The organism is Mesorhizobium sp. M1B.F.Ca.ET.045.04.1.1 (assembly GCF_003952465.1).
In the GTDB taxonomy this organism is placed as follows: Bacteria; Pseudomonadota; Alphaproteobacteria; order Rhizobiales; family Rhizobiaceae; genus Mesorhizobium; species Mesorhizobium shonense.
In genome coordinates this window covers 1404471-1428757 of record NZ_CP034448.1, presented here as the reverse complement: position 1 = coordinate 1428757, position 24287 = coordinate 1404471, and the positions used below count along the sequence as shown (strand labels likewise).

Here is a 24287-nt window from a genome sequence, read left to right as displayed (position 1 = left end):
TTGTCGGTCATGACGCGGGCTATTGTGACGCCGAGGCTGGCGTAGCAGGCCACCGCCGCCTTGAGGAAGGCGATGGCGCGTTCTTCTTTCTCGTCGGGCAGGATTTGCGAGAAGGCGATGCGGGACGCGTCGTCGATGCAGACGTGGACGAACTCCCAGCCGGCGCCGCGCGACTTGCCTTTTTGCGGCTCGCCGGTGATGCGATGGCCGACTTGGCTGAAGCGGCCGAGCTTCTTTGATGTCGATATGGATCATCTCGCCTGGGTTCTCCCGCTCGTAGCGCCGGACCGGTTCGGCCGGCTCGCTATCGCTTAGCCGCGACAGCCCGGCACGCTTGAGAACCCGGCTGACGGTGGCGGGCGAGACGCCGACCTCATGGGCGATGTGCTTGCCGGTCCAACGTTGCCGCCGCAGCGCCATGATGCGCTCGGCGATCAACGCAGCGGTGGCCTGTGACATATGGGCGGGCCGCGAGGAACGGTCGATCATGCCGGCCCGCCCTTCAGCCTTATAGCGCTCGACCCAGCGCGCCACGATCTTGGCCGACGCCATAGACCCGCGCCGCATGGGCTTTGGAAAAAGCGCCCTCTATCACCGACAGCGCCATCTCCTCTCGACGCAGCGGTGTGAGACGGGCATTCTTGTGGATGTTCATTCGGACCCTCCGATAGATGCTGAAGCGTGGTAACTCCAGTCTCCTCGGTCCGGTCCGAATGGACAACCTCCCGAAAGCTCACAGCTAGCAAGAGTCTTTGGTGATGCTCGGATGCCGAGTCCACCACCACTGAGAGCCCAATAGACATTATTGTGGTGGGCGTTTGAATTGGCACTAGATATGGACCCACGAGAACTTGGAACGTTGAATACGACGGTCGCCTCTCATGCGGAGACACCTATGTTCGGAAGAAGACACACGAATGGTCAAGTGTTCCGGTAGCGCGGCGCGAAACACAGTGTCCGCCACTTGCTCGGACAACTTCTTCGGTGGCATGCGGATTGCAAGGGGGATGGTGAAGCGAAGGTCAGCGCATCACAACCTCGCCGTTCTGTTAATTGCTCCGCCTCAAGTGCAAATAGGCGTTCTCAACGTGTAAATTCTTTATGAAACTTGGCTTGTTGGAGCTACGCGGTATCGAAACCGGTAGAACAGTGCACCAGCAAAATGGAGTGGCTTCTTAACTGTTAAGCAGGCGCGTTGTTGATCGAGCTGCAGCAGGAGTTTGACGTCTCCTAATTCCATCTGCCAGCACATGGCCCTGGCTTCGCTTGAGACTATTGTGGGTAACAAGGCTCGCCCCGAGGTAGAAAAGCAGCCGTAGACTTTATTCGAAAAGAAGCGGATATATTGGAGTATACCTCAGTGCGAGCCATATCTGAACTCGCCGAATTCGTTAGCAGCTATCCAGCAAGTGCACTGCCTGCGGCGACACGGCGTACAATTTCGTTGCTCATTTTAGATCTTATCGGTGCCACGGCTGCGGGCCTGCGATCGCCGTTAGCTGATGCGGCCAGAAAATCAGCACTGGAAGCCTATGGCGAGGGCCTGATCAGCATTTGGGTGACCGAGGATCGTTCTAGTGTGGTCGGCGCCGCGATGGCGAACAGCGCTGCGGCAAGCGCGCTGGATATCGACGACGGTCATCGTGGCGCAGCAGGCCACGCGGGTGCCGGCGTTATTCCCGCCGCCTTGGCAGTGGCTCAGGCTGTTGACGCGTCGGTCTCCGAGACCATGGTTGCAATTGCGCTCGGATATGAAATCGCCCTCCGAATCGCGAGCTCTCGGCCGGTTGCGGCAATCGATACGTATGCAACTGGACGCTGGGTCGGCTACGGGGCTGCGGCTGCAGCTAGCCGTCTCTTGGGTTTGAGTGCCACGGAAACCGCTCATGCGTTAGGTATTGCCGGATCCGAAGGACCAATCGTCTTCCTGACCACAACCTCGAAATTCGAGGGTAGCACGATCAAGGAAGGGATTCCGCCCGCCGTGGTTGCAGGTATCACCGCCGCCTATCGCGCGCGGGCAGCCGCAACTGGACCTCTCAATCTTCTCGATGACGACGATCGTTTCACCCGCCATCTCCTGACCCAAAATCTTGGGTCTTCATGGGAAATTCAAAAATGCTATCTTAAGCCGTATGCATGCTGTCGCTATATCCACGCAGCTATCGATGCGATACTAGCCATGCGTCGCGATGGGCAAGAGATCCGCAAGCTGCGCATAGAAACTTTCCCACAAGCGCTGCGCCTAGCAAACGAGCGCGCCCCCAGCACCTTGGAGGGGGCTCAATACAGCTTCTATTTTAGTTGCGCACTGGCCGCTTTGTACGGGCGGGAAGCCCTACGGCCTGTTCAACCTGAACGTCTCACTGACGTACGCATCATTGAGTTGGCCGGGCGTATTGAGCTTGAAGCGTCCTCCGATTTCGCTTCGGCGTTTCCAGCCGAAACGCCAGCCCGCGTTGTCATGGATCAAGGGAAAGGGCCGGAAGAAATGATTGTACGACACCCACTTGGGGATGTCCTGCGCCCTTTATCGGCCGATCAGATTTGGGAGAAATTCAAGGGCCTCAGCAGAGAGAACGTTCACCCGCGGTGGCAGGACGAGATCCTCTCGGCAATAGGCAACCTCGAAGCAGCAGGCCTTGGGCCTCTTCTGGCTGCTCTCTCTCGACGGGGCAGGCGATATGCCGAAGATGACGCCGCGATTCTCCTGAGCTAGGAAGGGGCAGGTACTTGCTGTGCGGGCGAAATTTCATGGGCATGGCTTGCAGGTTTCCAGCTTCAATTTCCGCAACGGATCTGCCGATGAGTTGGTGCTGTCACTCTTCGTGAGCGGGCCGGATACCACCACCTTACCGATAAAGATGTGGTCGGGAATTCGGGAAGAGATCACGCCTACAATCGCTGCCGTTTCAAGTCTGCTGATCGCGTTGACAGTCGTTATGTATGCCGGCGTAGAGGTGGTCCGCCAGACGGGTGAACGGCGAAACAAATACAATGAGCTAGTCAACGATGAAGGAGCTTAAGACGGTGAGTGAGCCTGCGAATAACGGCATGGATTTCCCGGCGGAGGAGTATCGGGAGCGCCTACGGCGTACGCAAGAAGAGATGGCTAAGTATGATCTTCCCGTCTTACTGCTGCACCAACCAGAAAACATCAATTATCTAAGTGGCCTCGATCAAATTGGCTATTTCTCCTATCACGCTTTAGCAGTACCCAGCCGCGGCGACCCGGTGCTGATCGTGCGCGACATGGAAGTCCCCACGGCGCACAGCACCTCATGGGTCAAAAACCATGTGGTCTATGCAGATGCCGCTGATCCGCTCCCCGTTTGGCTCGACACGGCGCGAAGAGCCCTTGAAGGTCTTGGGTTGGCAGGCGGGCGCATCGGTCTGGATGAGCACTCATGGTTCTTGACGGTGGAGCGCTGGAAGATGCTGCAGGCGCTGCTGCCGAAGGCAACTCTGGTTGGAGAGCCCCGTATTGTCGACCACCTGCGCCTGATCAAATCGCCGCGGGAACTAGAACATCTGCGCGGCGCTGCGCGGCTAGTTGAAGTGGGTCTGCGGGCCGGCATCGAGGCTATCGCGCCTGGAGTCGCGGAGCGAGAACTCGCCGAGGCTGTGTCTAGCGCATTGGTGAAGGCGGGGGCAGCGTCGCTCGGCGGTATCATCACCTCCGGCGATCGAACAAGTCTCATACATGGAGGACTTTCGGACCGGCGCCTGGAACGTGGCGATCCTGTCTACTTTGAGCAAAACGGGGTCCACAAGAATTACTGGGCACGCTTGATGCGCACCGCTGTTGTCGGTCCGGCGAGCGCTGCGCAACAGCGTATCGCCGACACGATCATCCGCATCCAAGACGAGGCGATCGCATTGATGCGGCCGGGCACACCGGCCAGCGTGGTCGACCGAGCTTGCCGCGAGCCGCTTCTGGCATCTGGACTGCGCGAAACCTATACGAATCGTGCCGGCTATTCGCTTGGTCTTAATCATCGCCCGTCGGCCGGCGAATTTATCCGCGAATTCGTGCCTGGCGTCGAATGGGTCTTAGAGCCGGGAATGGTGTTTCATATGCTGATGATGGCAGCGGGGATGGGCTTCAGCGAGACGGTGCTGGTGACGGAAAAAGGCCCGGAACGCCTGACCACCATGGAGCGCAAGCTCTTCTCGCGTATATAAGCACTCCATTCAAGATGGCAAAGCACATGCGACCAGTCGTAGGCATCGTCAGCTACTTTTCGATGAAAGCCGGCGGATTTCCCATGAACCGCGCCGCGTGCGGGGCGCTCCAACTTTTGAGAAGCAGGAGCCAATCAAACAACAAATCGATTTCAACCGAGGTCCGGCCAGCGCGGTTCGGGTGGTTTGGATCACGAGGGGACCTCCCCAGTCACGCTGAGAGCGACCATGTCGTCAATCGCGGCCAAAATCGGCTACATGGTGCAGACGCTCAAGGACTGGGTGAGGAGGGGCGGATGTGGACAGCGATGTGCTTACCCCACGCGCGGGTGCGGAGAAGCTCGCGGAGGGCGGATAACCGCCAGTTTCGGCAAGCCAATGAGATCTTGCCTAAGGCTTCCGCTTACGGGCTCGAACGCCATTCAAACGCTGATTGCCTTTGTCGACCATCAAGCCGGCGGAGATTGCCAAAAGCGACAAGCCGCGCCTGCCCGCTGGATCACGCCAACCGCCAGCGCCGGCGCCTGAATTTGGGTGTCGGATATGCGGCGATCTGAGCCGGCTTTCTCTATGTCGCCTTCGTCACCGACGCTGCACCCGGCGGTCGCGACTCGACGGGCGTCAGCCTTGGGGAATGCCGACTCCGAAGTACCGCGTGTAGGCGATGTCGAGCATGCGATTAACCAAACTAGGAAAGCTGTGTCCGGCGGCCCTCGCGACCAGGGGATAAAAGCTGTTCGCGCCGAGCGCCGGCATGGAGTTGATCTCCAACACAAAAGGCCGGCCGGACCGGTCGATCCGGAGGTCAACGCGGGCATAGTCCCGGCATTGGCAGGCACGGAAGGTCGCAACCGAAATATCCCGCAGCGCCGTCGCAAGCTTACTATCGATTCGCGCCGGGCAAATGGTCTGCGGCGCCGCGACAGCCATGTGCTGCTTGTCTTCCCAAGTCACAAGACGCGTTTCACGGTCGCCGAAGTCCAGCTCAATCAGAGGCAGCACCTCGGGTTCTCCATTTCCCAGCAGTGCGACGTATATTTCTCGCCCCTCAATGTATTCTTCCACGAGGACATCCTGTTCATATTGCGTGACAATACCTTCCACGGCGCGTCTCAACTCAGCAGGTTCATGCACGAGCTGCAATCCGCAGCTGAGGGATTCGTGGCGCGGCTTCACTACCACTGGGAATCGAATACCTTCGGTGCTCTCAGTGCCGGTACGCATCACGCGGAAGTTCGGTGTCGGCACACCGCGATCCCGGATGAGTCTTTTGGTGATAGCTTTGTCGAGCGCCACCCCATGCCCGAGCGGGCTCGATCCAGTGTATGGGACGCCGGCCATCTCGAGCATAGCCGGAACGTGCGTGAGACGGCACTCGCCTTGTATTCCGGCGGCCATGTTGAAGACCATTCCGGAGGGGCGGGCTTGCGGATCAGGTGGCATGAACCGCTCGAGCGTGGCGAGTAGTCCTTTATCGCCTTCGCACAGCAGTGTCTCGTGGCCGCGCCCTTGCAGCGCCGCCACCATCCGTTCCACCATCTCGCGGCCGTATTCCTCCTGACAAGGGTGACCGAACCGGTTGATCACGCCCGTATGATCATGATTCCACACGACGGCTACTCGCATGACCTACTCCTTCGATGTCTTTATGTTGCATTTAACCGTTCAGATTAGCTGATCGAGGTGAACAGCTATGTCCGGCACTTGGTGCCTTCATCGTTTCCATGCAATCGGCGTGCCACCAAAACCTGTGCGAGAAAGAGGGAAAACCGTGTGGTTCGCGTAGCATTGGCGGAATACGTGTACCTCAGCGTGTCGGCTTGCGAACACAGGCGTTTTCATCGGACGTGAGTGAACGCGAGACACATGGAACATTGAATGGCCGCGTTCGTCTATCATGCCACTCGAACGTATGGTCGCGATGAAACTCCCGATTGCGATGTCACCCACGGAGCCGGCATCTGCGGATCGCCTATATGGAATAACAGGCGCCGCGAAGCTGTTTCACTTCGCCGCGGCGTCGCTGCACGCTAAGTTCGCCGGGGCAGACCACTAATGGATACACGGAGTGTTAGCCTAGTGCACTGCGCAGATGGTTCCTGCGATCGCATTGCAGGTCGTCGCGCAGAGGGGCGACCGCTTGAGTGGGTTCAACTAGTTCACTCGAAGCTGCCATGTCATGGCCATCGACGAGTTCGTCATGGTTCAGGCTTCGACCGCGCTGTCCTGTGTCTGAGAGGTCTTCCCTTAGGTATTGCTTTCTAGCCGATGCATGAGTGAAGAACTGGCCAGAAAGAGACATGCGGGCGAGATCGGCACGAAGCTGCAGCAGGTTGAGTTCTAATTTTGCAGGGCAAATCGATTGCAGAGGCGAACCCAACGATAGGTGACGGAAGTTACCTACTTTCGTCACTGGTCGGACCTTGGGGGGGTGAAGGCGAATCAGGTCAGGCGGCTGAAAGAACTTGACCGAGAACGCCGGCTCCGACCTGACGCCGGACAAGATGATCCTGGCGGAAGCTGCGCGGGGAAACTTCCAGGCGCCGCCCGTCGCCGTGCGTGCGTGTTGGATATTGTTGCTGAACTTGGAGTTCCCCAATGACGGGGGCGCCGGGTGCTTATAAATCCATGGACCGAGGTTCCGATGAAGTGGCTTTGACCGCCGACATCATCGTGCTCGCCCGCCAATATGGCCGCTACACCTATCGCGCGTCGCCGTGATGCTGCTCTGCGTCTGGAGGTGACCTCAAACGGATCTGGCGGCGTGAGGGGCTGAAGGTTCTCAGAAGCACCCAGACGTGGCCGTCTCTCTGTGACTCAATGACGATCTGTCCATCCGGCTTCGGCTGGAGTATCCTAAAATGTCTGGTCCTCCGACTCGTCGAGGATCGAACCAGCAGTGGAAGGTAATGCGCATGCTCAATGTGATCGATGAGTTCACAAGGCACCGTCGTCAGAGAGCGTGTCACCACTTGAAGGCCGTCGACGTGATCGACTTCTCTCCGATCTGTTCATCCTCCGGCATTCCCGGCCCACGTTCGATCCAATGACGCCCAGAGTTCATGACCAGGCGTCGCGTGATGGCGCCGCTGTCGGGGTCAAAACCGCCTACATTATGCCCGGCACTCCTGGGAAATCGCTATTGCGAGAGCTTCAACTCGAAGGTTCGTGACGAACTGCTCGAGGGCGAATTCTTCTAGGAATCCCGGATCTGAATCGAAGAATGTCGCCAACACAACAAGACCCGGACCAGCTACGCCGGCCACCCGTACGCAAAGACCAAGCATGCACCAACGTTCAACATGGATCACCCGATAGGGGCAGGCCAGCTTCGCCTGGCGGTGCGGAGACGTAGCAGGACGCGTAAATATAGCCGGTCGTGCGCTCTAGGCGGTCTTCCATGCCGAGTTTGCTCATAGCCTTCAAGATTGCGCGCCGTTCCACTAGTGTGGAGAAGCGGCGCTGGCGCTGTCTGAACTGGTCTAGGTGCTTAGTTTCTAACCCGAAGCCCCGAAGGGCCGCGGCGATGTCGTCATAACTGAAGGGATGCATTACGAAGGCGACGACCCACGGGCGTGACGTCGCCGAGGCGTCATACACGCGCGCAAAGGTTCGCTCGGTGGCGTAGCCCACACAGCCTGTGCTGATGAGGATGTCCGCATCCTCGAGGGCGCATCGTTCCTTGACGCTCAAATCACGTGTTTCCAAGTCTGCCGTTACTCCAACCTCCAGCAGGCCCAGGGTCTGCGCATACCTGACAGCCCGGAATGATGGATCCACGCCGACGAACTGGATATCGTCGCGGAGACCGCGATCCCGAAAGAAAGCGCGATGCTCTAACTCCTGTCGTCCCGAGAGCGATCCTCCGGATTTCAGATAGGCAGCATACAAATCGTCGAGATCGAGATCGGTGCGCAGTAAAGCAGCGTTGATGCCATAGGAGCAACCGACGTCGATTATTTTCAAACTAGTCTTGTTTCGAACACGTCGATACTCGGCGAATATCCTTTCAAAGACCGGTTTGGCCCGATCTGAAATCACATAATCTAAGGCCAGATGCGCGCGAAAATAGGCGTGCGGCCACCTGCGATTATACGCTGCCGTGAAATCATGCTTGTTTCCCTGAATGTTGCCGCGCATTGCACCTGCTGGCGCCATTGTCCACCTCACTGATCTCTGGCCTTGCCGTCGCAGCAAATGATTCGGACGGTTCTGCCTGAAGCGGAGAGGAGCAGCGAGCGAATCCTGGTGACTGTGGATTTACCGATCCCTCCGTTCCCACAGGATACGTTCTGAGACTGACCTGACATGCTGATTTCCTTCTACTCGTCGATGTTCGCAGGTGTCCACGATATGAAGATCGGCGGCAGCCCTGCCGCCTCGCGACAAACGAGCTTCAAAAGTCGTGCCAACCGGGCAGAAGGGCACAGAAAAGACCGTTCTGGCTGCCGATCAAAGCGTCAAATGAGAGTGCAGCAGAAAGCCCAGCACAAAAACACAGTGTCTCGTATTCGACAAAGCCGACAATAGCTGATCGCGCAGCTGATCGCGCCGCGGAACCCAGATGGTTTACGACCGCCGCGATCTTAGCGAGGCGCATCGATCTCGCCCAGAGTCTGGCCCAGGCAAATACCCAAAGCTACTGGTCCAAGAAGATTGTGCGACCGCATCCTTATACCGACCACCGCGCAACGGTCAGAAGCATGTGAAGCACATCATCGCCAAGCGCTCTGTCAGCTATGCGCTCTATCGCGATCCATCGCACAGAAACGTGGTGTAGGGGTTGCCCCCGAAGAGGGGAGCTCCGAAAGACGCGACGGAATTGAGGGTCCCAGTTTCAGGCCGAGCTCAGGCTCACGGGCCTTGCCCTGCTGTGCCGCAACATCACCGAGAAACCCACAATTCAGTCGTGTAACGGTTCCTTGAAATGAATTTACAGAACCTTTGCGCCTGCAAATAGCTGACCGTGCTACTTACCACATGTCCGGGGTCGCACGGCTACAAAAGCTGATGCCTGTTAAGCTCGGACCACAGCACAGCACGCAATGGAGGTCAACGCCGATGGCAAAAAGAGCGCTTATTCTGATTGAAGGCCATTCAAGGGACACGGGCCTGCGATACACGAAAGCGGCCCAGCGTCTTGGCCTTCATCCAATTACCCTGTCGACCGATCCAGCTCAGTACGATTATCTTGCGGAGGAAAAGCTTGAGGCCACCCGAGTCGATACCGAAAATCTTGATGCGCTGATCCGCGAATGTTCCCGGTTAAGTGAGACGTATGACATTGCTGGCATTACGGGCTTTGCGGGCAATGACGAGTCGGTCTCTGCGACAGTTGGCAAGCTCTGCCAGCACTTCGATCTACCGGGGCCGAACCCCGTATCGATTGAACGATGCTGCGACAAATACACTCAACGTCAGCTCCTCGCGGAGGCCGACGTTCCAATACCTGCTTATCACTTGGCAGCGAATGCGACGGAGGTTGAAAGCTTTGCAGTGGAGATCGGGCTGCCGGTGGTTATTAAGCCAGCCGTGGGCAGCGGCAGCATCGGTGTCCGATTGTGCCGCAATGTGGAAGAGCTGGCCGAACATACGACCTATCTGTTGGGCGGGGATCCCACGCGGTCTTCCCCGATACTGGTCGAAGAATTCGCACAAGGCCCCTATTATTGCGCTCATATGATGGGAAACGAGGTCATTGGAATTGTCGCCTCTGACTTTGGCCCGCCACCGCATTTCGTCTTCCATCAGTGCATCTGCCCAGCCCCGCTGAGTGATGACCAGCACAAGCGTATCGCCGATCTTTCGTTGAGCTGTTTGCGGGCTCTCGACCTTGGCTGGGGGCCAACGAATATTGAATTCCGGTGGACAAAGCGTGGCCCAGTCGTCATCGAAGTAAATCCGCGTCTTTCCGGCGGTCCTCTCTCGGTTCAGCTGGCTTACGGCATCGATCTCACCAGCGAGCACATCAAACTTGTCATCGGCGACGAATGGAATTTGCACAGAAGCCATTCGAATGTTGCGGCGTGGCGGGCCCTACTTCCTGATCGCGATGGCATCCTCGATTGGATCGACGGAGACAGTCGCGCGGCTGCTATACCCGGTGTCGCCGAGGTTAAGTTGTACGTCAAACCCAAGACGCTGATCGTAAGGAAGGGAGATTACCGAGACTCTATCGGATATGTAATGGCCGTTTCACCCTGCCGTGCTGGGACCGAGGCGATACTTCAGAGTGCCGTCGACTTGATCCATTGGTCTATTACGCCTTCTCCGACCCCTGATGGAGATTAGAATCTGCGTCCCTTCCCCCCTGGAGCGGCGCAGCTAGCGCCAGCTGACAGACGTTCTCGCCGAATAGTTGGACAATTCACAGCAGGTGAGCGACGGGGTCTATAATGGGGTCGCCGCCTCGATAAGATTAGCCGCATGTCGCTAGCCATTCGGAACTGTATTCGTCTCATTGATCCGAGCAGTCGGGAGGTGATGCGATGGCAGGTAGGGTGGCGGACGAAGGTGGCGCTGAGCGATGAGGAGCGCTTTCTCGAAGCCCAGGTTCGACGGTACAAGGCGGCGCCCTCGCTCTCGGACCAGCGCCGGATGATCCTGTTCTGCGCCGAGGGTCTTCAGAGCAAGGACGTCGCCGAGCGGCTCGGGGTGCATGAAGACACGGTGGGCAAATGGCGCAGGCGTTTCGTGCAGGACTGGATCGAAGGGCCCACTGATGAGTATCGCCCTGGACGCCCGCGCCACTCTGTCGGACACACAGGTGGCCGAGGTGATCGAGCGCGCGCTGAACACCACGCTGAAGGACGCCACCCACGTCGATCCGTTCTATGGCTGCGGCGACATCCTGTCGCATACCACATCCGCCGGATCTGGACCGCCTTCGGCCTGCAGCCGCACCGGAGCGAGGCGTTCAAACTCTCTGTATCGCAGCAAAACCCGCCGAGGCTCTAACGGCAGCCGGATGAAACTTCAGTGGCATGTATGGACGGCCTCCGCGTGGCAAGGGCTTTCTGACATTGATGACAGGTTGGTCGGGTGCAGGCATGTATTCGGCCTTTGAGTGCGGCCTGTTCATGCCGCTGGCCTTGATGAAGTCCGCGGATCGGATCCCAGACAGGTCAACGCGCTTTTTGAGCGGCACCCACTGAGCGGGTTTTTCCGATCCCGGTTCGACCGTCGGTCATCACACCATCAGCACCTCACCAACCTCTGCGCATCCTCTGCGACTACGTCACTACGCCGGTGAATCCGCGAAGCGCTTGCCCGTAGTCATCAACGCCCAGACGATCCGGGCCATCTTGTTTGCCAAGGCCACCGCAACGACGTTGTACGGCTTTTTCGCCAGAAGCTCGGCAGCCCAGCGAGTGGGTGCCGCTTTGCCCTTACGACAGAAGCGAAGCACGGCATGGGCTCCCACAACAAGAAGGCGACGGATGTAGGGATCGCCTTGCTTGCTGATCCGCCCGAGCCGATCCTTTCCTCCGGATGAGTTCTGTCGCGGCACCAGGCCAAGCCAAGCCGCGAGTTGCCGGCCGGATTTGAACAGGGAAGCATCTGTCACGGTCGCAACGATTGCGCTGGCGGTGATCGGACCGATGCCGGGGATCGTTTCGAAGCGACGGCTCAACTCGTGCGAACGATGCCAGATGTGAATCTGTCGGTCCAGCTCACCGACCTTCTCGTGCACCTCACGCAATTGCTGTACCAAAAGAAAGAGGGCCGATCGGGCAAGCGGGGGAATGAGGTCGTGCCCCTCGTCCTCAACCAACGCGACGAGCATGCTCAGCCCTGTAGCACCCTGACGAGTGATGATGCCCAACTCCGCCAAGTGGCCGCGCAAGGCGTTCACCAGCATTGTCCGCTGCCGGATCAAAAGCTCGCGGACGCGATGCAGCATCAACACGCTCTGCTGCTCCTCGCTCTTTGTCGGAACAAAGCGCATCGTCGGTCGCGTGACCGCCTCGCAGATTGCCTCGGCATCCGAAGCATCATTCTTCTGCCGCTCCACGTATGGCTTGACGTATGACGCAGGCATCAGGCGAACCTCATGCCCCAGAGCCGTGAGGACACGAGCCCAGTGATGGCTCGTTGCGCAGGCTTCGATGCCGATCAAGCACGCCGGCAAGGACGTAAAGAATGCGACTACATCGTCGCGACGCAACTTCCGGCGGACAACCACTGCGCCCTGCGCGTCAACGCCGTGCACCTGAAACACGTGCTTGGCGACATCCAGACCGATTGTGCTAACCTTCTCCATGGACGGCTCTCCCTCATGTGACTTTCGACAGCCACACTTTGGCACATTGCGATGCCGGGAGCGGAGGCCGTCCACCTCATCAGGTCAGTCCGACAGGTCAGTCCGACACCAGGGACGGTCGTCAACCGCGCAAACCGTGTCACCCTTGAATTGCTCGCGAAGTTTCTGCCGGGCGGCGAGCAACACCTCCATGATGTCACGTAGCTCCGGGATGTCGCCGGAAAGGTCCTGGATGCGATCCCCAAATTTGGCAGCGCCGACAATGCCAACCTGAGACCGAAGTTACGCAACAGGCCTCGAATGTCATTCTCAATTGCGATGGCCTTTTCCTGCAGCAACTTGCGGGCTGTCAACAGGCGCCCGACGTTCCTGCTCATCAGCGTCTTGACGTGCATCGGCCGGAACACAATTAACCCGCATCATCTGCGCGATGCCGCGCGCATCGTTGCGGTCGCTCTTGTTGACCTGCGCCTTGAGAAAGGCCTTCGCATGACGGGTTACGATGCAGATTGCAGGTAGTCCGGCTCCCGCCAGACCACTGAACAACCATTTGATAAGGGACCAGCTTCAAGCCCGATCCGGGCCAGATTCCAGGCGGGGTTCTTCAACGCCTCAACAAGATCGTTCGGATGGCTCGCAAGCTTCATCTCTCGGCAAATGCGGCCTCCTTCATCCACGATGCAGACGGCCGTCTCTTTCACCGAGACGTCCAGTCCGGGATAATGCCTCATGCTGCGCTTCCTTTCCTGATGCTTGTGGCTGTTCACGCAGACCACGTTTTATCATCAGCGCGAAGCAGCACCTCAAACACCCGTTCAAGACGTGGGACAAAGCCGAATACCCCATCTAAACACCTAGTTGAGTGTCCTGAACCTGCCAAACCAGTCGTGAACCAGATCGAGACGTCTCCCTGATCCCGTCATGTGGCCGCCCAAGCGCCACGGCGAAGAGAAACAAGTGACCCGTGGACGTCCGAAAAAGTGCAGGAGCACCTTGGGGACAACGACCCAATCAAAAAGGATCTCAGATGTCTTTCTGACTGGATAATTCGTCGACTAGGACCCGCATGTTTTCCGAATAATCCACCGGCGTGCTGATAAGATGGATACCGCCCGCCGCAAATGCCGCTTCGAGCGTCGGCGCGAGATCGTTGGGGCCTTCGATTCGTCTGCCTTCGATGCCGTAGGCCTTGGCATAAGCGACAAAATCGGGATTGCCGAAGGTCATGCCGAAATCGCTGTAGCTATTTACAGCCTGTTTCCAGCGGATCATCCCATAAGCGTCGTCCTGTAGGATGAGCACGACCAGCCGATGTCCGAGGCGGATCGCCGTCTCCAGTTCCTGCGAGTTCATCATGAAGCCGCCGTCGCCGCATATAGCGAGAACGCGACGTTCCGGACAGAGCATCGCGGCAACGATTGCTGAAGGCAGCCCTGCGCCCATGGTGGCGAGCGCATTATCGAGGAGAAGCGTGTTGGCTACCCGGGTGCGGTAGTTGCGAGCGAACCAAATCTTGTACATTCCGTTGTCGAGGCAGACGATTCCGTCCTCAGGCATAACCTGACGCACGTCGTGCACGATTCGCTGCGGCGTTAGGGGGTACCGGCTTTCCTTCGCCCGGTCGGCGATCCTGGTCAGGATCCCCTCACGCAGCCCGAGTAGCGCACCGGCGTTGGGCAGCCTTCCCTCGAGGCGGTCGGCAAGCAATCTCAGGCTCGGTCCAATATCGCCCACCACCTCTGCACATGCGAAGAATACCTCGTCTACCGTCGCCGGTAGATAACCCACATGGAGGACGGCCGGCCCTTTCAGCCTCATCAGAAAAGGAGGTTTTTCGACGGTGTCATGGCCGATCGAGATGACGAGATCGGCGCGATCGATTGCCCGATGCACGTAATCCCGCTCCGATAAAGCGGCCGTGCCCACGTACAGTCGGGACCCGCCCGATACCGCGCCTTTACCCATTTGCGTGTTGAAGAACGGAATTTGCAGGCGCCTCACGAAGTCCGACAGCTCCGCAGTCAGGCGCGGTCTGTTTGCGGCTGCACCCAACATCACCAGCGGCCGCTCGGCCTTCAGGATGAGCTCTGCCGCACTATCCAACGCCTCCTTGGCCGCAACGGGCGGGTTGATCAAATGGGGCGGCACCATCGGTGGGACCACGGCCAGTTTCTCGGCTGCGATATCTTCCGGGAGTTCGAGATGGACCGGCCCTGGCCGCTCCTGTTGCGCTACCCGAAAGGCTTCACTCACGATGGTCGGAATTGTCGCTGGGTCGACAATCTGGCGCGCCATCTTGGTCAGCGGCGTCATGGTCGAGACCATGTCCACGATTTGGAATCGCGCCTGGGTCCGGCTGCGTATGCACTTCTGCCCGGTGATCATGATCATGGGCATCGCGCCGAGCAGGGCGTAGGCTGCGCCCGTCGTGAGATTCAGCGCGCCGGGACCGAGCGTAGCCAGACAGACACCGGGCTTTCCGGTAAGCCGCCCATGCGTAGCCGCCATGAACGATGCCGCCTGCTCGTGGCGCGTCACCACTAGTTTGATCGAGGAATGCCGTAGTGCTTCAACAACGTCGAGATTCTCTTCTCCGGGAACGCCGAAGATCTGCCGAACGTTCTCGTTTTCAAGTGCAGATACAAGCAATTCGGCGCCGTTCATTGGTGTCGTCCTCGGCTAACGTTTTAACCAGCCACTCTGAGCTGACCTTCCAAGCGGTTTGCGAATAGCGACTTGTGCCCACTCTGAACTGCTGCGCCGGTGGGGTGAACCGGGTCGAAGCAACACGGGGGCGGCACAACCAAACTTAACGCGCTCTTCAGTTTGGCCCCCTCTTCTGGTACATGAACATTCAGTACCCTTCGCCCAGCATTGAAGGAGGGACGTGCGATGAGCATGGGCGCCTCCTCATGTTTTGCACGGTCACCCTCTCATTGGTTTGCAGTTTTAATTGGTGTTGAGCGTCGTTCCGGCCTTCTGCAATAGGCCGGAACGACGCTTTGACGAAGCGGGTAGCTGTAACCGCGAAGGGAATCACTATGGAATAATCGAGCAAGCGATCAAGGATCGCGGTTGCCACCACAGGACCGCTAAACGCACCGCCCCATTCGACAACGCAGCGATTGGAGGTGATGAGGATTGACCACCCACTCATTCAAGTCAGGCGCCATGCACACGCTGATCGGCAATCCGCGCATCCACCGGTCCAGATGCGCCTCGAAGGCCGTCCAGCTCTCGAACTGGCGGCCGGCTATCGCATTGTGCTTGACGGAGCCGACCCGCATTCGCCCCTCCCTTTCGTACGCCCGGAGAGGCGCACAACCCGCAGCGTAGGGGCCAAATAGTGTGCAGCCGCATGTTGAACCCCACCTCCAGCGTCGCCGCATCTTGATGTTCGACCAGCGCCTTCGTACAGTCGGACCCGCCGAAGCGAGGGAAGGCTACTTGCATCCTCTCGAACCACTCCGTCTGGCGCTTCCGAAGCGAGGGACGGATATGCAGCCGACGCGAGCAACCCGGCGTTGTCATGGCGGAAGAAAGGCTCCCGCAGCAAATCGTCCAGCCGACGCTTCTTGCCGCAGGTTCAGAAGTCCGCCGCCGCTGCAAGAGAAATACCCGGCCGCCCGCCGGCTTGCCGGCTCGGGAGACCCGGTTTTCACGGCGGAGACCGCATATCGGTCGAGCGGTCATCATGGGGTGATTGTCTCCTCGGTCCGTGCCTCAGCGCGTTTCCGAATAGCTCCGCATATCTCGTGCCAAAGAGAAAATGATTTAAGAAAATGCGATCGCGCTGATGACGCTGAGTGGCTCATGTCCGACACAGTCGATAACCCGACAATATCAGAGCGTAGACGCTTGCTCCTGCGCGAGCTCGGAGTATATGCAGTGGAGCTGATGCGCCTCCTTATGTTCCATAAGCCGCTCTCGAACAGGATACCACTTGCTCGCTTCAGGAGAGGAGTGGAAGAGTGCTGCAGCAGGAGCACCGTGTTTGAGAAAGATCGGCCACTCATTTAGCGACCCCCCATTCCCCGCCACTGCATCAAAGTGCGCAGTCTTGAGCGTGAGGACGATTGAATCCGAAGTTGACAAGGTCGATGGCTCGCCGTTCACGAGCATCTTTCGCAGCAAGGGTGAGCGTGTCAGTCCTTTCGTTGCTAAGGTGGCCAATAGCTGACTAGCACCCAAGAGGAGACTCAGTTCGTCAGAATCTTGGGGGCCTCTTGATCCAGATCAGGACCGTCTCGCCGTCGAAAGCGTTATGATCCTCGGAATGATCGCATATCGGGGGCGTCTTTGTTTGCGCAATCACTTTTGAGGTTTTTTTTATGAATACTGATATTGCGGCTCGCAGGTCCGATGCGATCGCCCGCGGGGTCGGCGTGACTACACAGGTTTATGCCGACAAGGCGCTCAATGCCGAAATCTGGAACGTGGAGGGACGGCGTTATATCGATTTCGCCGCAGGCATAGCAGTAGTCAACACCGGCCATCGTCATCCAAAGGTCGTTGCAGCGGTGAAAGACCAACTCGACCGCTTCACGCATACTTGCCATCAGGTCGTGCCTTATGAGAACTACGTCCGGCTCGCTGAACGGTTGAATGACGCCGTGCCTGGCAACTTCAAAAAGAAAACGCTCTTCGTCACAACCGGCGCTGAAGCCGTCGAGAACGCCGTCAAGATCGCCCGCGCCTCTACAAACCGCAGCGCGATCATCGCCTTCACCGGCGCCTTCCACGGCCGCACCTTCATGGGTATGACGTTGACCGGGAAGGTCCAGCCCTACAAGGCCGGTTTCGGGCCGATGGTGCCCGACGTCTTCCACGTCCCATTCCCCATAGAGTTCCATGGCACCACGATCAACGAATCGCTCTCCGTGCTCGACAAGCTTTTCAAGGCTGATGTTGATCCCGACCGCGTCGCTGCGTTTATCGTAGAGCCAGTGCAGGGCGAAGGCGGCTTTTATGAAGTGCCGTGTGCATTCATGGATCAGCTGCGCGCAATCGCTGACAAACACGGCATCCTGTTGATCGCAGACGAAGTACAGACCGGGTTTGCCCGAACCGGTAAGCTCTTCGCCATGGAGCACTTCGGTGTCTTTCCGGACATCACCACCATGGCCAAGGGTCTCGGCGGCGGATTTCCTATAGCAGCTGTCACCGGTCGGGCCGAGATTATGGATGCACCGGGACCGGGCGGCCTAGGTGGCACTTATGGTGGCAGCCCGATCGGCATCGCCGCGGGAAATGCTGTCCTCGACGTGATCGAAGAAGAGGGTTTGTGCCACCGCGCCGAACAACTCGGCGTACGCCTGAAACGGCGGCTGCAATCGCTGAAGGATGTCGTTCCGCAGATCGCCGACATCCGTGGTATGGGTCTCATGAATGCGATCGAGTTCACGGTCCCCGGCTCAAGAAAACCTAGTGTAGAATTCACGAATAGTGTCCGCGAGAAGGCGCTCGAGAGGGGCCTCATCCTCCTGATCTGCGGCGTTTATGGAAACGTCATCCGCTTCCTCCCCCCGATCACTATCGAGGACTCAGTATTTGCCGAAGCACTCGACATCCTCGAAGAAACATTGCGCGCATGTGCTCAGGAGGTCTGACCGCGCGAAAGTTCTGATACGAGTTCTTCCAGGCTTAGGCAGCCCTCAATGCTGCCGACAAGGCGATGATAGCGGGCGAGTGGTACGCAGTGCGTTAACGGAAGAACATTTGAACGTCACCAACCACCGACCGGGGATCTAGCGCCGGGGGACAAGAAGCGACGTGGGAACTGCTCGCGCCATCGAAGCCGCCCGTCCGGCGCAAAAGGTTTGGACCAAGAAAATAGGATGGCGCAAGTCGCAAATAGCCATTTGATTCCGTTCGAACTGGCCAACCTGCGTCGGCATCTTGCCGACTTAACCCGCAGTCTACAACTTCGCCGCAGGTGACGTTGCCCCTGACTGCGAGCCCGTCCAGCGAATTCGTTTCCGGCGCGATACGTTGCTGAGTTTTTTGAGCGGGCGGCGCCTGCTGTGGTGGCAATGAACCTTGCGCTGGATCACAATGGATCGTCAGGAAGCTACAGGCGCTGTGGCACAAATGTGCGCCTGATCCCGGCACAGTTTGCGAAGCCCGCGTTCAGTCGAACAAAAGCGACATCATCGAGGCCGAGGCCATCGCCGAAGCCGCACGCGGCCGACAATGCGGTCTGCCCCGAGGAGCAAACTGATCTCAACGCTTCGTATCGCGTGCGCGACCAGATGGTCCTCACGCGAACGCGTCTTATCAACCAGATGCGAGCATTCTGCTTGGAGTACGGCATAGCACTGGGACAGGGAGCGGGTCTGTTCAAGCTGGACCTATCGCAGGTGCTCGACGACGTGTCGAATTATCTCTCGCCGGCAATGCGCAGACGGACCTTTCCGCGGACCTGCGGCGGTTGGAGCAGCGTATCAGCGAGGTGACAGAGGGAGACCCTGCGATCGCAGATCGAGAGGATGTTGCCCGCCGGCTCATGACGATTCCGGGAATTGGCACTCGGAGCCACGGCCGGCGGCCGGCGGCAGCGGGCGCCAGTTCCAGAAGGCTCGCTAATTGCCCGCATGGCTGGCCTTAACCCGCGGGAACACTCGACCGGGGCAAGCCGAAGCTCCTCGGTATGATCAAGCAACGGGAACCGCTATGTTCGCAAACTTCTCGTTCATGGCGCGCGATCGTGCTTCCGTCATCTGGATCGAACACCGGGATCGGCTGAATGCTGGCTTGATGGTCTTCAGAGCCGGATGCACCCGAACAAGGCCGTTGTTGCCTTTGCCGCCAAGACGGTGCGTATCGTCAGAACGCAGGGACCCTGCTTTCACCTAACGCTTGCGGTTGATTGCAAGGCTCGGGAATAGTCATGGACCCAGCCGGAGCCGTGGATCAGCATGCCATAAGCCCTGTGAAAAAAACGGGCTCGTGCCCGAACCATTTCTGGGAACGGCGTGCGCGGCTGCAACAGCAGTCCACTCGCGAGAGGATACATTTATGCGACTGGAATCGTCGTCGACGATGTCACGAACCCTTGCATCAGCGGGGCAGACCATACATCCTTTCCCATAAGATCCTTCAATGAGGCATGGTCGAACATGGCGAAGCCGCTTCAGCCGCGCATCCTGCGGAGCTCGAGCATCCATCCACCGAAGCGGGCCTTTCAGTTGTAAATCGAGGCGTCGCTGACCACGTGCTTGGCGGCGCACAGATCGGCAACCGACACCCGGCCTTATGTTCCTTCAAAACTCTGATGATGTGCTCTTCAGACAAGCGGCTGCGCTCCTTGCCCTGATCCTCCCGGATGGCCAGAGCGAATTTCAACCCGGATTAGATCAGAGGGGCAAGGTCACAGGCCCAAGACCCTCAAAGGCCCCACGACCTGCGAGTTCATCTGCAAGGAATGAGTTTCCCGGCCGGATGTCCGAAGGGCCTTTGACTAGGGGCATCCTATGAAGCAGTTGATGACTTCACTGTCGGCAAAAACAGTGGGCCGCTGTCGGCAGCCCCTCAGGTCCACCAGAGAACAAGATCAGGCCGCGCAAATCCGAAAAAGCAATTCAGCAGCACGCGACGCTTTCCGTTGCCCGGTTGACCGGTAACCCCGTGAACGAAGCCGCCATCGATCAGGGCGATATCGCCGGCCTTGAGCTGGATCTCGCGGCAAGGAACGGCTTCAAGATAGGCTGCCGAATAGGGATATCCTGTTGTCTCCACATCCTGCGACTTTCGGTCGGCGACGTTCGGCTTATGGCTCCAGAGGCGAAGATTGCCACCTTCCTCGGGCATACTGGGATAAAAGTTGAGCGCTGCGACGGTATTGTGCGCCACCGCAGAAAGCTCGTAATCGTTACCAGCCCATAGGACTTGAGCGACATCGTCGTGGGGGGCCAAAGAAAACATGCCTGTGCCAGTCCAACTGAGGGCGCGACAGACATTGGCCTTGCCGCGTTCCGAACGGGCGAGCCGCAATTCGATACCCTGGCTGTGAAGCTCGCGCTTCAACGCGCCGAATACGGCTCGGACTGGGTCAACCAAATTCCCAAAAAGGGCGTTGACGTAAGGTCGCGCAGCTTCCGCATCTGCAAAATAAGTGGCTGCATCCTTCCTGTAGTGTGATGCGCCGACATATTGTCCGGGCACCCCATCGTTACGCTCCTTGAGACCGGCACTACCAACAAAGTTCGTGGTGATCTTCTCGGCTACTTCGGTGCTGAAAGCTTGCTTGATGTGCAGAGCGGTGAGCTCACCTTTCAGGACCGAGATGATCTCCGCAGTGTTGATCGAGCCAATCCGTTCTCTGATCGAAACCGGGGAGATGGCTGGCACTTGAGATATCTGACTAGGCATTGTCCTGCTCCTGTAGTGCGTGGTCAAGGATGGTGATGCCACGATCGAGTTCGGCATCGGTGATGGTTATCGGCGGGAGGACTTTGATAACGTCGCGATTTGGCCCCGAGGATTCGATAAGAAGGCCATTTTCGAATGCGACATCGTGCACGCGGCCGACAAGTGCCGGTGAACGGCATTTCAAGCCGGCCATCAGACCGCGGCCGCGCTTCTGTTCGATGTATCTTGGAAATTTCGCAACCAAGCGATCGAGGTGCGTTTGCAGCCTGAGGGCTGTCCGCTCGACACCTGCAGTAAATTTCCTATCCGACCACATCTTGCACATGGCTCCTGCCGTCACGAAGGCGAAATTGTTGCCTCTGAAGGTCCCGCTATGCTCTCCGGGCTTCCATATGTCCAAGTCGGGTCGAATCAGAACGATGGACAACGGACTACCTGAACCGCTTAGCGACTTAGAAAGACACACAATATCCGGTTCGATTTTCGCGGACTCGAATGAGAAGAAATCGCCAGTTCGGCCCGCACCCGCCTGAATGTCGTCGACGATAAAAACAATGCCGTGCGTGCGGCAAATTCGCTGAATTTCCGTGAGCCAAGCCGTGGATGCGGCGTTCATGCCGCCTTCTGCCTGGATGATCTCCAGAATGATTGCGGCAGGCTTTTCTATGCCGCTCCCCGGGTCACTCAAAATGCAGTCGATGTAGCTGACGGAATCGAATGCTTGGCTCGGATAACCGTCATAGGGAACACGGATCACATCGTGGCGAGCAACGCCTCCCTGTTCCCTGGTTGAGGCCGAACCCGACACCGCCAGAGAGCCGAGCGACATCCCGTGAAACGCATTCGTAAAGGCCATGACGCTCGAGCGGCCGGTGCATTTTCGCGCCAGCGCGAGCGCCGCTTCGTTGGCGTTCGTGCCGGTCGGCCCAGGAAACTGAATCTTGTACGAAAGGCCTCTGGGTTTCAGGATCCAATCGACGAACCCTTCAATGAAGTCACGCTTTGCCGCCGTATGCATATCAAGCGACAGAAGAATGTTCTCACCGACGAGATATTCAATCGCTGGCGCCATAATATCCGGATTGTTGTGCCCGTAATTGAGTGCGCCGGAACCCACCAGGAAATCGATAAAGGGCTTACCCGTCTCGTCCCAGATCGTCGCCCCAAGGGCCTTCGTAAAGACGGTGGGGAACGCCCGGCAATAACGACGAACGTTAGATTCATGAGCCGTGAAAGCGTCGCCGTTCATATTAAGTCCTCTGCACATAGTCGTTCAAAGAAGAGAGCTGTTTAATGGCTAGTGGTTTGCGGCAGATGTTCGCCGTTTAACATTGAAGCAGAATACCGAAGCTTTCGTTGGTCTGGTGATGCCGGGATCCTCATCGAATATTGTTGGGTTGCGTTGCCCTCCATTCGGATGCCTTCAGAGAATGTGCTCCAACAAGATGGCTTCTATAGCTTCCGCGAAAGCACCGATACTATGGCATCAGGTAGTTGACGTACCCACCCATCGCTACCCATAGCGCCTCCGGACAATGAATGAGTCCAAGGACGATTAGCAGGGTCGCGTCGCCAGAGGTTGTGTAGCTCGGCGGTAGCGAAGCCGCTCGCGAGCGCGCCCCCTCAATAGCGCCGTAGCGAGCGAGCGGCTTCGCGGCGGTCATCAATATTCGCCGTTCAACCTCGGGCTGCGGACACCAACCTGATTCAAGAAACTATTTGATGACCGATGACACAGCGAAAGCCACGCTCTCTTTGAGAAGAATGCGGATTCCGATCTCTTGCGCGATGACTGGCCCGAGCCGCCGGATCAAGAGGGCGGGGCCGCCGTGGACCCCCTTGACGGAAAGCCCGTTCGTAGGCCAGGCGGAAGCAACCGGGAGACGCGCTGGCGAAGGGCCGCATCGGTTTCGAGAACGTCCACTACCGCGACGGCAACCATCCCCGGCCGCAGCTGGGCTGCTGCCTTCAGGCGAGTCGAAAAGGAGATCGTCCGGGAGGGTGAAGGCGTTGACGAGGTGAGCCGTGAGTAAGCAATCAAGCTCTGATCGGGATCGACTAACACTGTTTCCATCCGACCGATGGTTGACCTGTGATCGGCGTTACCTCAAGCTAGGCAGGCCGACAAGCTCGGTTGGAAGGCGAAGACCTTTCGATGAGCTCGTCTCCGAAATGCTCGAGACCCACTGCCGCGCCTACAGGAACATACTGGCGTAACGTGAAAACACGATGGCGTCGCGGGCAGGTGCATCTGTCGTGGGGCCATCCGCACTGCCAGGCACGCCCTCTCGGCCGGCATGCACTCAGGTCCGGTCGTTTGGGTCGGCGAATTCACACATCCTGCAAAGCAGAAAACCATCTGCTCCATTCATGCGGTCGACGATTTCGCGAAAAACTGGCTTTTCAAACAGAGCGGAGTAACCCTCATATAGAAGGTTGCCCAATACGTGACGCCGTTCAAAATCCATAGAGCACAGGGTAACGTCGCCGTTTGGAAGAAGAACATTCCGATACTGTCGTGCGTCCACGCAGGTTAGGGCTCCGACCACTGGCTGACGTGGTGCAACGATCTTAGGGTCGACGCTTCCACCCCTACTGCTCACCGGCCGCGCTTTTATCAGGGCTTCGGTAGGAATAATGTCGGCTATATCTGGGTGGGGCTCGCCCAAGGCCACGAATCGGATCAAGGGGATGTCCGCGTCGACGAGTTGACGAACCAGATCGCGATACTTGTCTCCGACCAGGCGGCTGTTCATGTAGGTGCCGTCATCGAAAACATGGACCACGAATACGCCCAAGCGCAAGGCTTGCAATCGTTGCAGGTCCTGCCCGTTCATTCCCACCAGCGTCGTAAAAATCCTGATGCCATGGCCTTTGGCGAAGGCGTGCTCCACCATTTCGGTACAGTCCGGATTGAGCCAAGGTTCGGAGTATCCCGCAAAACCAATGTCGACGGAAGTCGGTACGCGGGCCAGACACCGCTTGAAATCTTCAAGATCCAGATGACTCGCATGAGACACTTTTCTTTGCCGGACCGCGAACTTGTCCTGGGGACAATATGAACATCCTACGACGCATCCCGTGGTCGTCGTTATCTCCAAAACCCTGCCGGCTGTGTTTGCTGAGCGAAGTTCCGGTAAAATCACTGGTGATTACTCCCATCTACTTCCTGCGAAGCGCCACGATGGTGTGCGTGTGCCTTTGGCTTTCTGATACCGCCTGCTGATCTACCGAGGCAACGCAGACATCTACCCTTTTTGGCAGCCTAAGCCGCCCGGTTCACCGACTTGCCGGGCCGACCTTCACAAACTTCCAGCGCGTCGGACCAGAGACAGCATTGCATCTTTCGAGGCATCACTCGCTCCGGAGATGTAGCCTCAACCGTTGGTCGCTGGCCCGTCGCCGAGATGCGCGCGCAGCACCCTCGAACCCGCCGGAGAGAAGCTTTCTGGATGCCGTCGATCATCCT

Annotated in this window: 12 protein-coding genes and 5 pseudogenes; 7 read left to right on the top strand and 10 right to left on the bottom strand. The window is 58.1% G+C overall.

The window, feature by feature from the left end; all coding sequences use genetic code 11:
• Positions 1 to 2 precede the first annotated feature (2 nt).
• Positions 3 to 655: pseudogene (locus EJ071_RS06995) on the bottom strand (leucine zipper domain-containing protein); the annotation flags it as partial.
• A 705-nt stretch (positions 656 to 1360) separates the two neighbouring features.
• Between EJ071_RS06995 and EJ071_RS06990 the strand changes: the two are divergent.
• From EJ071_RS06990 to EJ071_RS06980, 3 genes are read left to right on the top strand one after another with little or no spacing between them, the layout of a single operon-like run.
• Positions 1361 to 2719 (top strand): MmgE/PrpD family protein, encoded by a 1359-nt coding sequence (locus EJ071_RS06990; protein ID WP_126097342.1) that lies wholly within the window; start codon positions 1361 to 1363, stop codon positions 2717 to 2719.
• A gap of 46 nt (positions 2720 to 2765) precedes the next feature.
• The gene (locus tag EJ071_RS06985) at positions 2766 to 3026 is read left to right on the top strand and encodes a hypothetical protein (RefSeq protein WP_126097341.1); all 261 of its coding nucleotides are present in this window, start codon (positions 2766 to 2768) and stop codon (positions 3024 to 3026) included.
• Positions 3013 to 4185 (top strand): Xaa-Pro peptidase family protein, encoded by a 1173-nt coding sequence (locus tag EJ071_RS06980; protein ID WP_126097340.1) that lies wholly within the window; start codon positions 3013 to 3015, stop codon positions 4183 to 4185. The genes EJ071_RS06985 and EJ071_RS06980 overlap by 14 nt, the downstream gene beginning before the upstream one ends.
• A 621-nt stretch (positions 4186 to 4806) precedes the next feature.
• On the opposite strand, the gene EJ071_RS06975 is transcribed toward EJ071_RS06980, so the two are convergent.
• Positions 4807 to 5811: an ATP-grasp domain-containing protein gene (locus EJ071_RS06975; RefSeq protein ID WP_126097339.1), complete on the bottom strand. Its 1005-nt coding sequence runs from the start codon at positions 5809 to 5811 to the stop codon at positions 4807 to 4809.
• 658 nt (positions 5812 to 6469) lie between these two features.
• On the opposite strand from EJ071_RS06975, the pseudogene EJ071_RS06970 reads away from it, so the two are divergent.
• From EJ071_RS06970 to EJ071_RS06960, 3 genes and pseudogenes are all read left to right on the top strand, one after another.
• Positions 6470 to 7540: pseudogene (locus tag EJ071_RS06970) on the top strand (integrase core domain-containing protein).
• Between the two features lie 1706 nt (positions 7541 to 9246).
• On the top strand, positions 9247 to 10476 hold the full coding sequence (locus tag EJ071_RS06965; protein WP_126097338.1) for an acetyl-CoA carboxylase biotin carboxylase subunit family protein: 1230 nt from the start codon (positions 9247 to 9249) through the stop codon (positions 10474 to 10476).
• A 192-nt stretch (positions 10477 to 10668) separates the two neighbouring features.
• Positions 10669 to 11112, top strand: a pseudogene (locus EJ071_RS06960) (helix-turn-helix domain-containing protein); the annotation flags it as partial.
• A 313-nt stretch (positions 11113 to 11425) separates the two neighbouring features.
• Here EJ071_RS06960 and EJ071_RS06955 read toward each other — a convergent pair.
• The 5 genes and pseudogenes from EJ071_RS06955 to EJ071_RS39230 form a co-directional block, all read right to left on the bottom strand.
• A complete protein-coding gene (locus EJ071_RS06955; protein ID WP_126097337.1) occupies positions 11426 to 12448 on the bottom strand; it encodes an IS110 family transposase in 1023 nt (340 codons plus the stop codon).
• Positions 12449 to 12549: 101 nt separating this feature from the next.
• Positions 12550 to 13179: pseudogene (locus tag EJ071_RS06950) on the bottom strand (transposase); the annotation flags it as partial.
• Positions 13180 to 13471: 292 nt separating this feature from the next.
• Positions 13472 to 15112 carry an acetolactate synthase large subunit gene (locus EJ071_RS06945; protein ID WP_126097336.1) on the bottom strand — a complete coding sequence of 547 codons (1641 nt, stop codon included), beginning with the start codon at positions 15110 to 15112 and terminating at the stop codon, positions 13472 to 13474.
• 190 nt (positions 15113 to 15302) lie between these two features.
• A complete protein-coding gene (locus EJ071_RS39990; protein WP_281058896.1) occupies positions 15303 to 15605 on the bottom strand; it encodes an ATP-binding protein in 303 nt (100 codons plus the stop codon).
• A gap of 11 nt (positions 15606 to 15616) precedes the next feature.
• Positions 15617 to 15967: pseudogene (locus tag EJ071_RS39230) on the bottom strand (IS21 family transposase); the annotation flags it as partial.
• A gap of 812 nt (positions 15968 to 16779) precedes the next feature.
• Between EJ071_RS39230 and EJ071_RS06935 the strand changes: the two are divergent.
• Complete coding sequence (locus tag EJ071_RS06935; protein ID WP_126097335.1) at positions 16780 to 18057, top strand: 4-aminobutyrate--2-oxoglutarate transaminase; 1278 nt, start codon at positions 16780 to 16782, stop codon at positions 18055 to 18057.
• 1921 nt (positions 18058 to 19978) lie between these two features.
• Here the strand turns inward: EJ071_RS06935 and EJ071_RS06925 are convergent.
• The 3 genes from EJ071_RS06925 to EJ071_RS06915 all read right to left on the bottom strand — a co-directional run bounded on the left by EJ071_RS06925 (position 19979) and on the right by EJ071_RS06915 (position 23838).
• Positions 19979 to 20818 carry a hypothetical protein gene (locus tag EJ071_RS06925; RefSeq protein WP_126097334.1) on the bottom strand — a complete coding sequence of 280 codons (840 nt, stop codon included), beginning with the start codon at positions 20816 to 20818 and terminating at the stop codon, positions 19979 to 19981.
• Entirely contained in the window at positions 20811 to 22067 is a 1257-nt protein-coding gene (ectB, locus tag EJ071_RS06920) for a diaminobutyrate--2-oxoglutarate transaminase (protein ID WP_126097333.1), read from the bottom strand. The genes EJ071_RS06925 and ectB overlap by 8 nt, the downstream gene beginning before the upstream one ends.
• Positions 22068 to 23121: 1054 nt before the next feature.
• The gene (locus EJ071_RS06915) at positions 23122 to 23838 is read right to left on the bottom strand and encodes an SPASM domain-containing protein (RefSeq protein ID WP_224571099.1); all 717 of its coding nucleotides are present in this window, start codon (positions 23836 to 23838) and stop codon (positions 23122 to 23124) included.
• Positions 23839 to 24287: the final 449 nt, after the last annotated feature.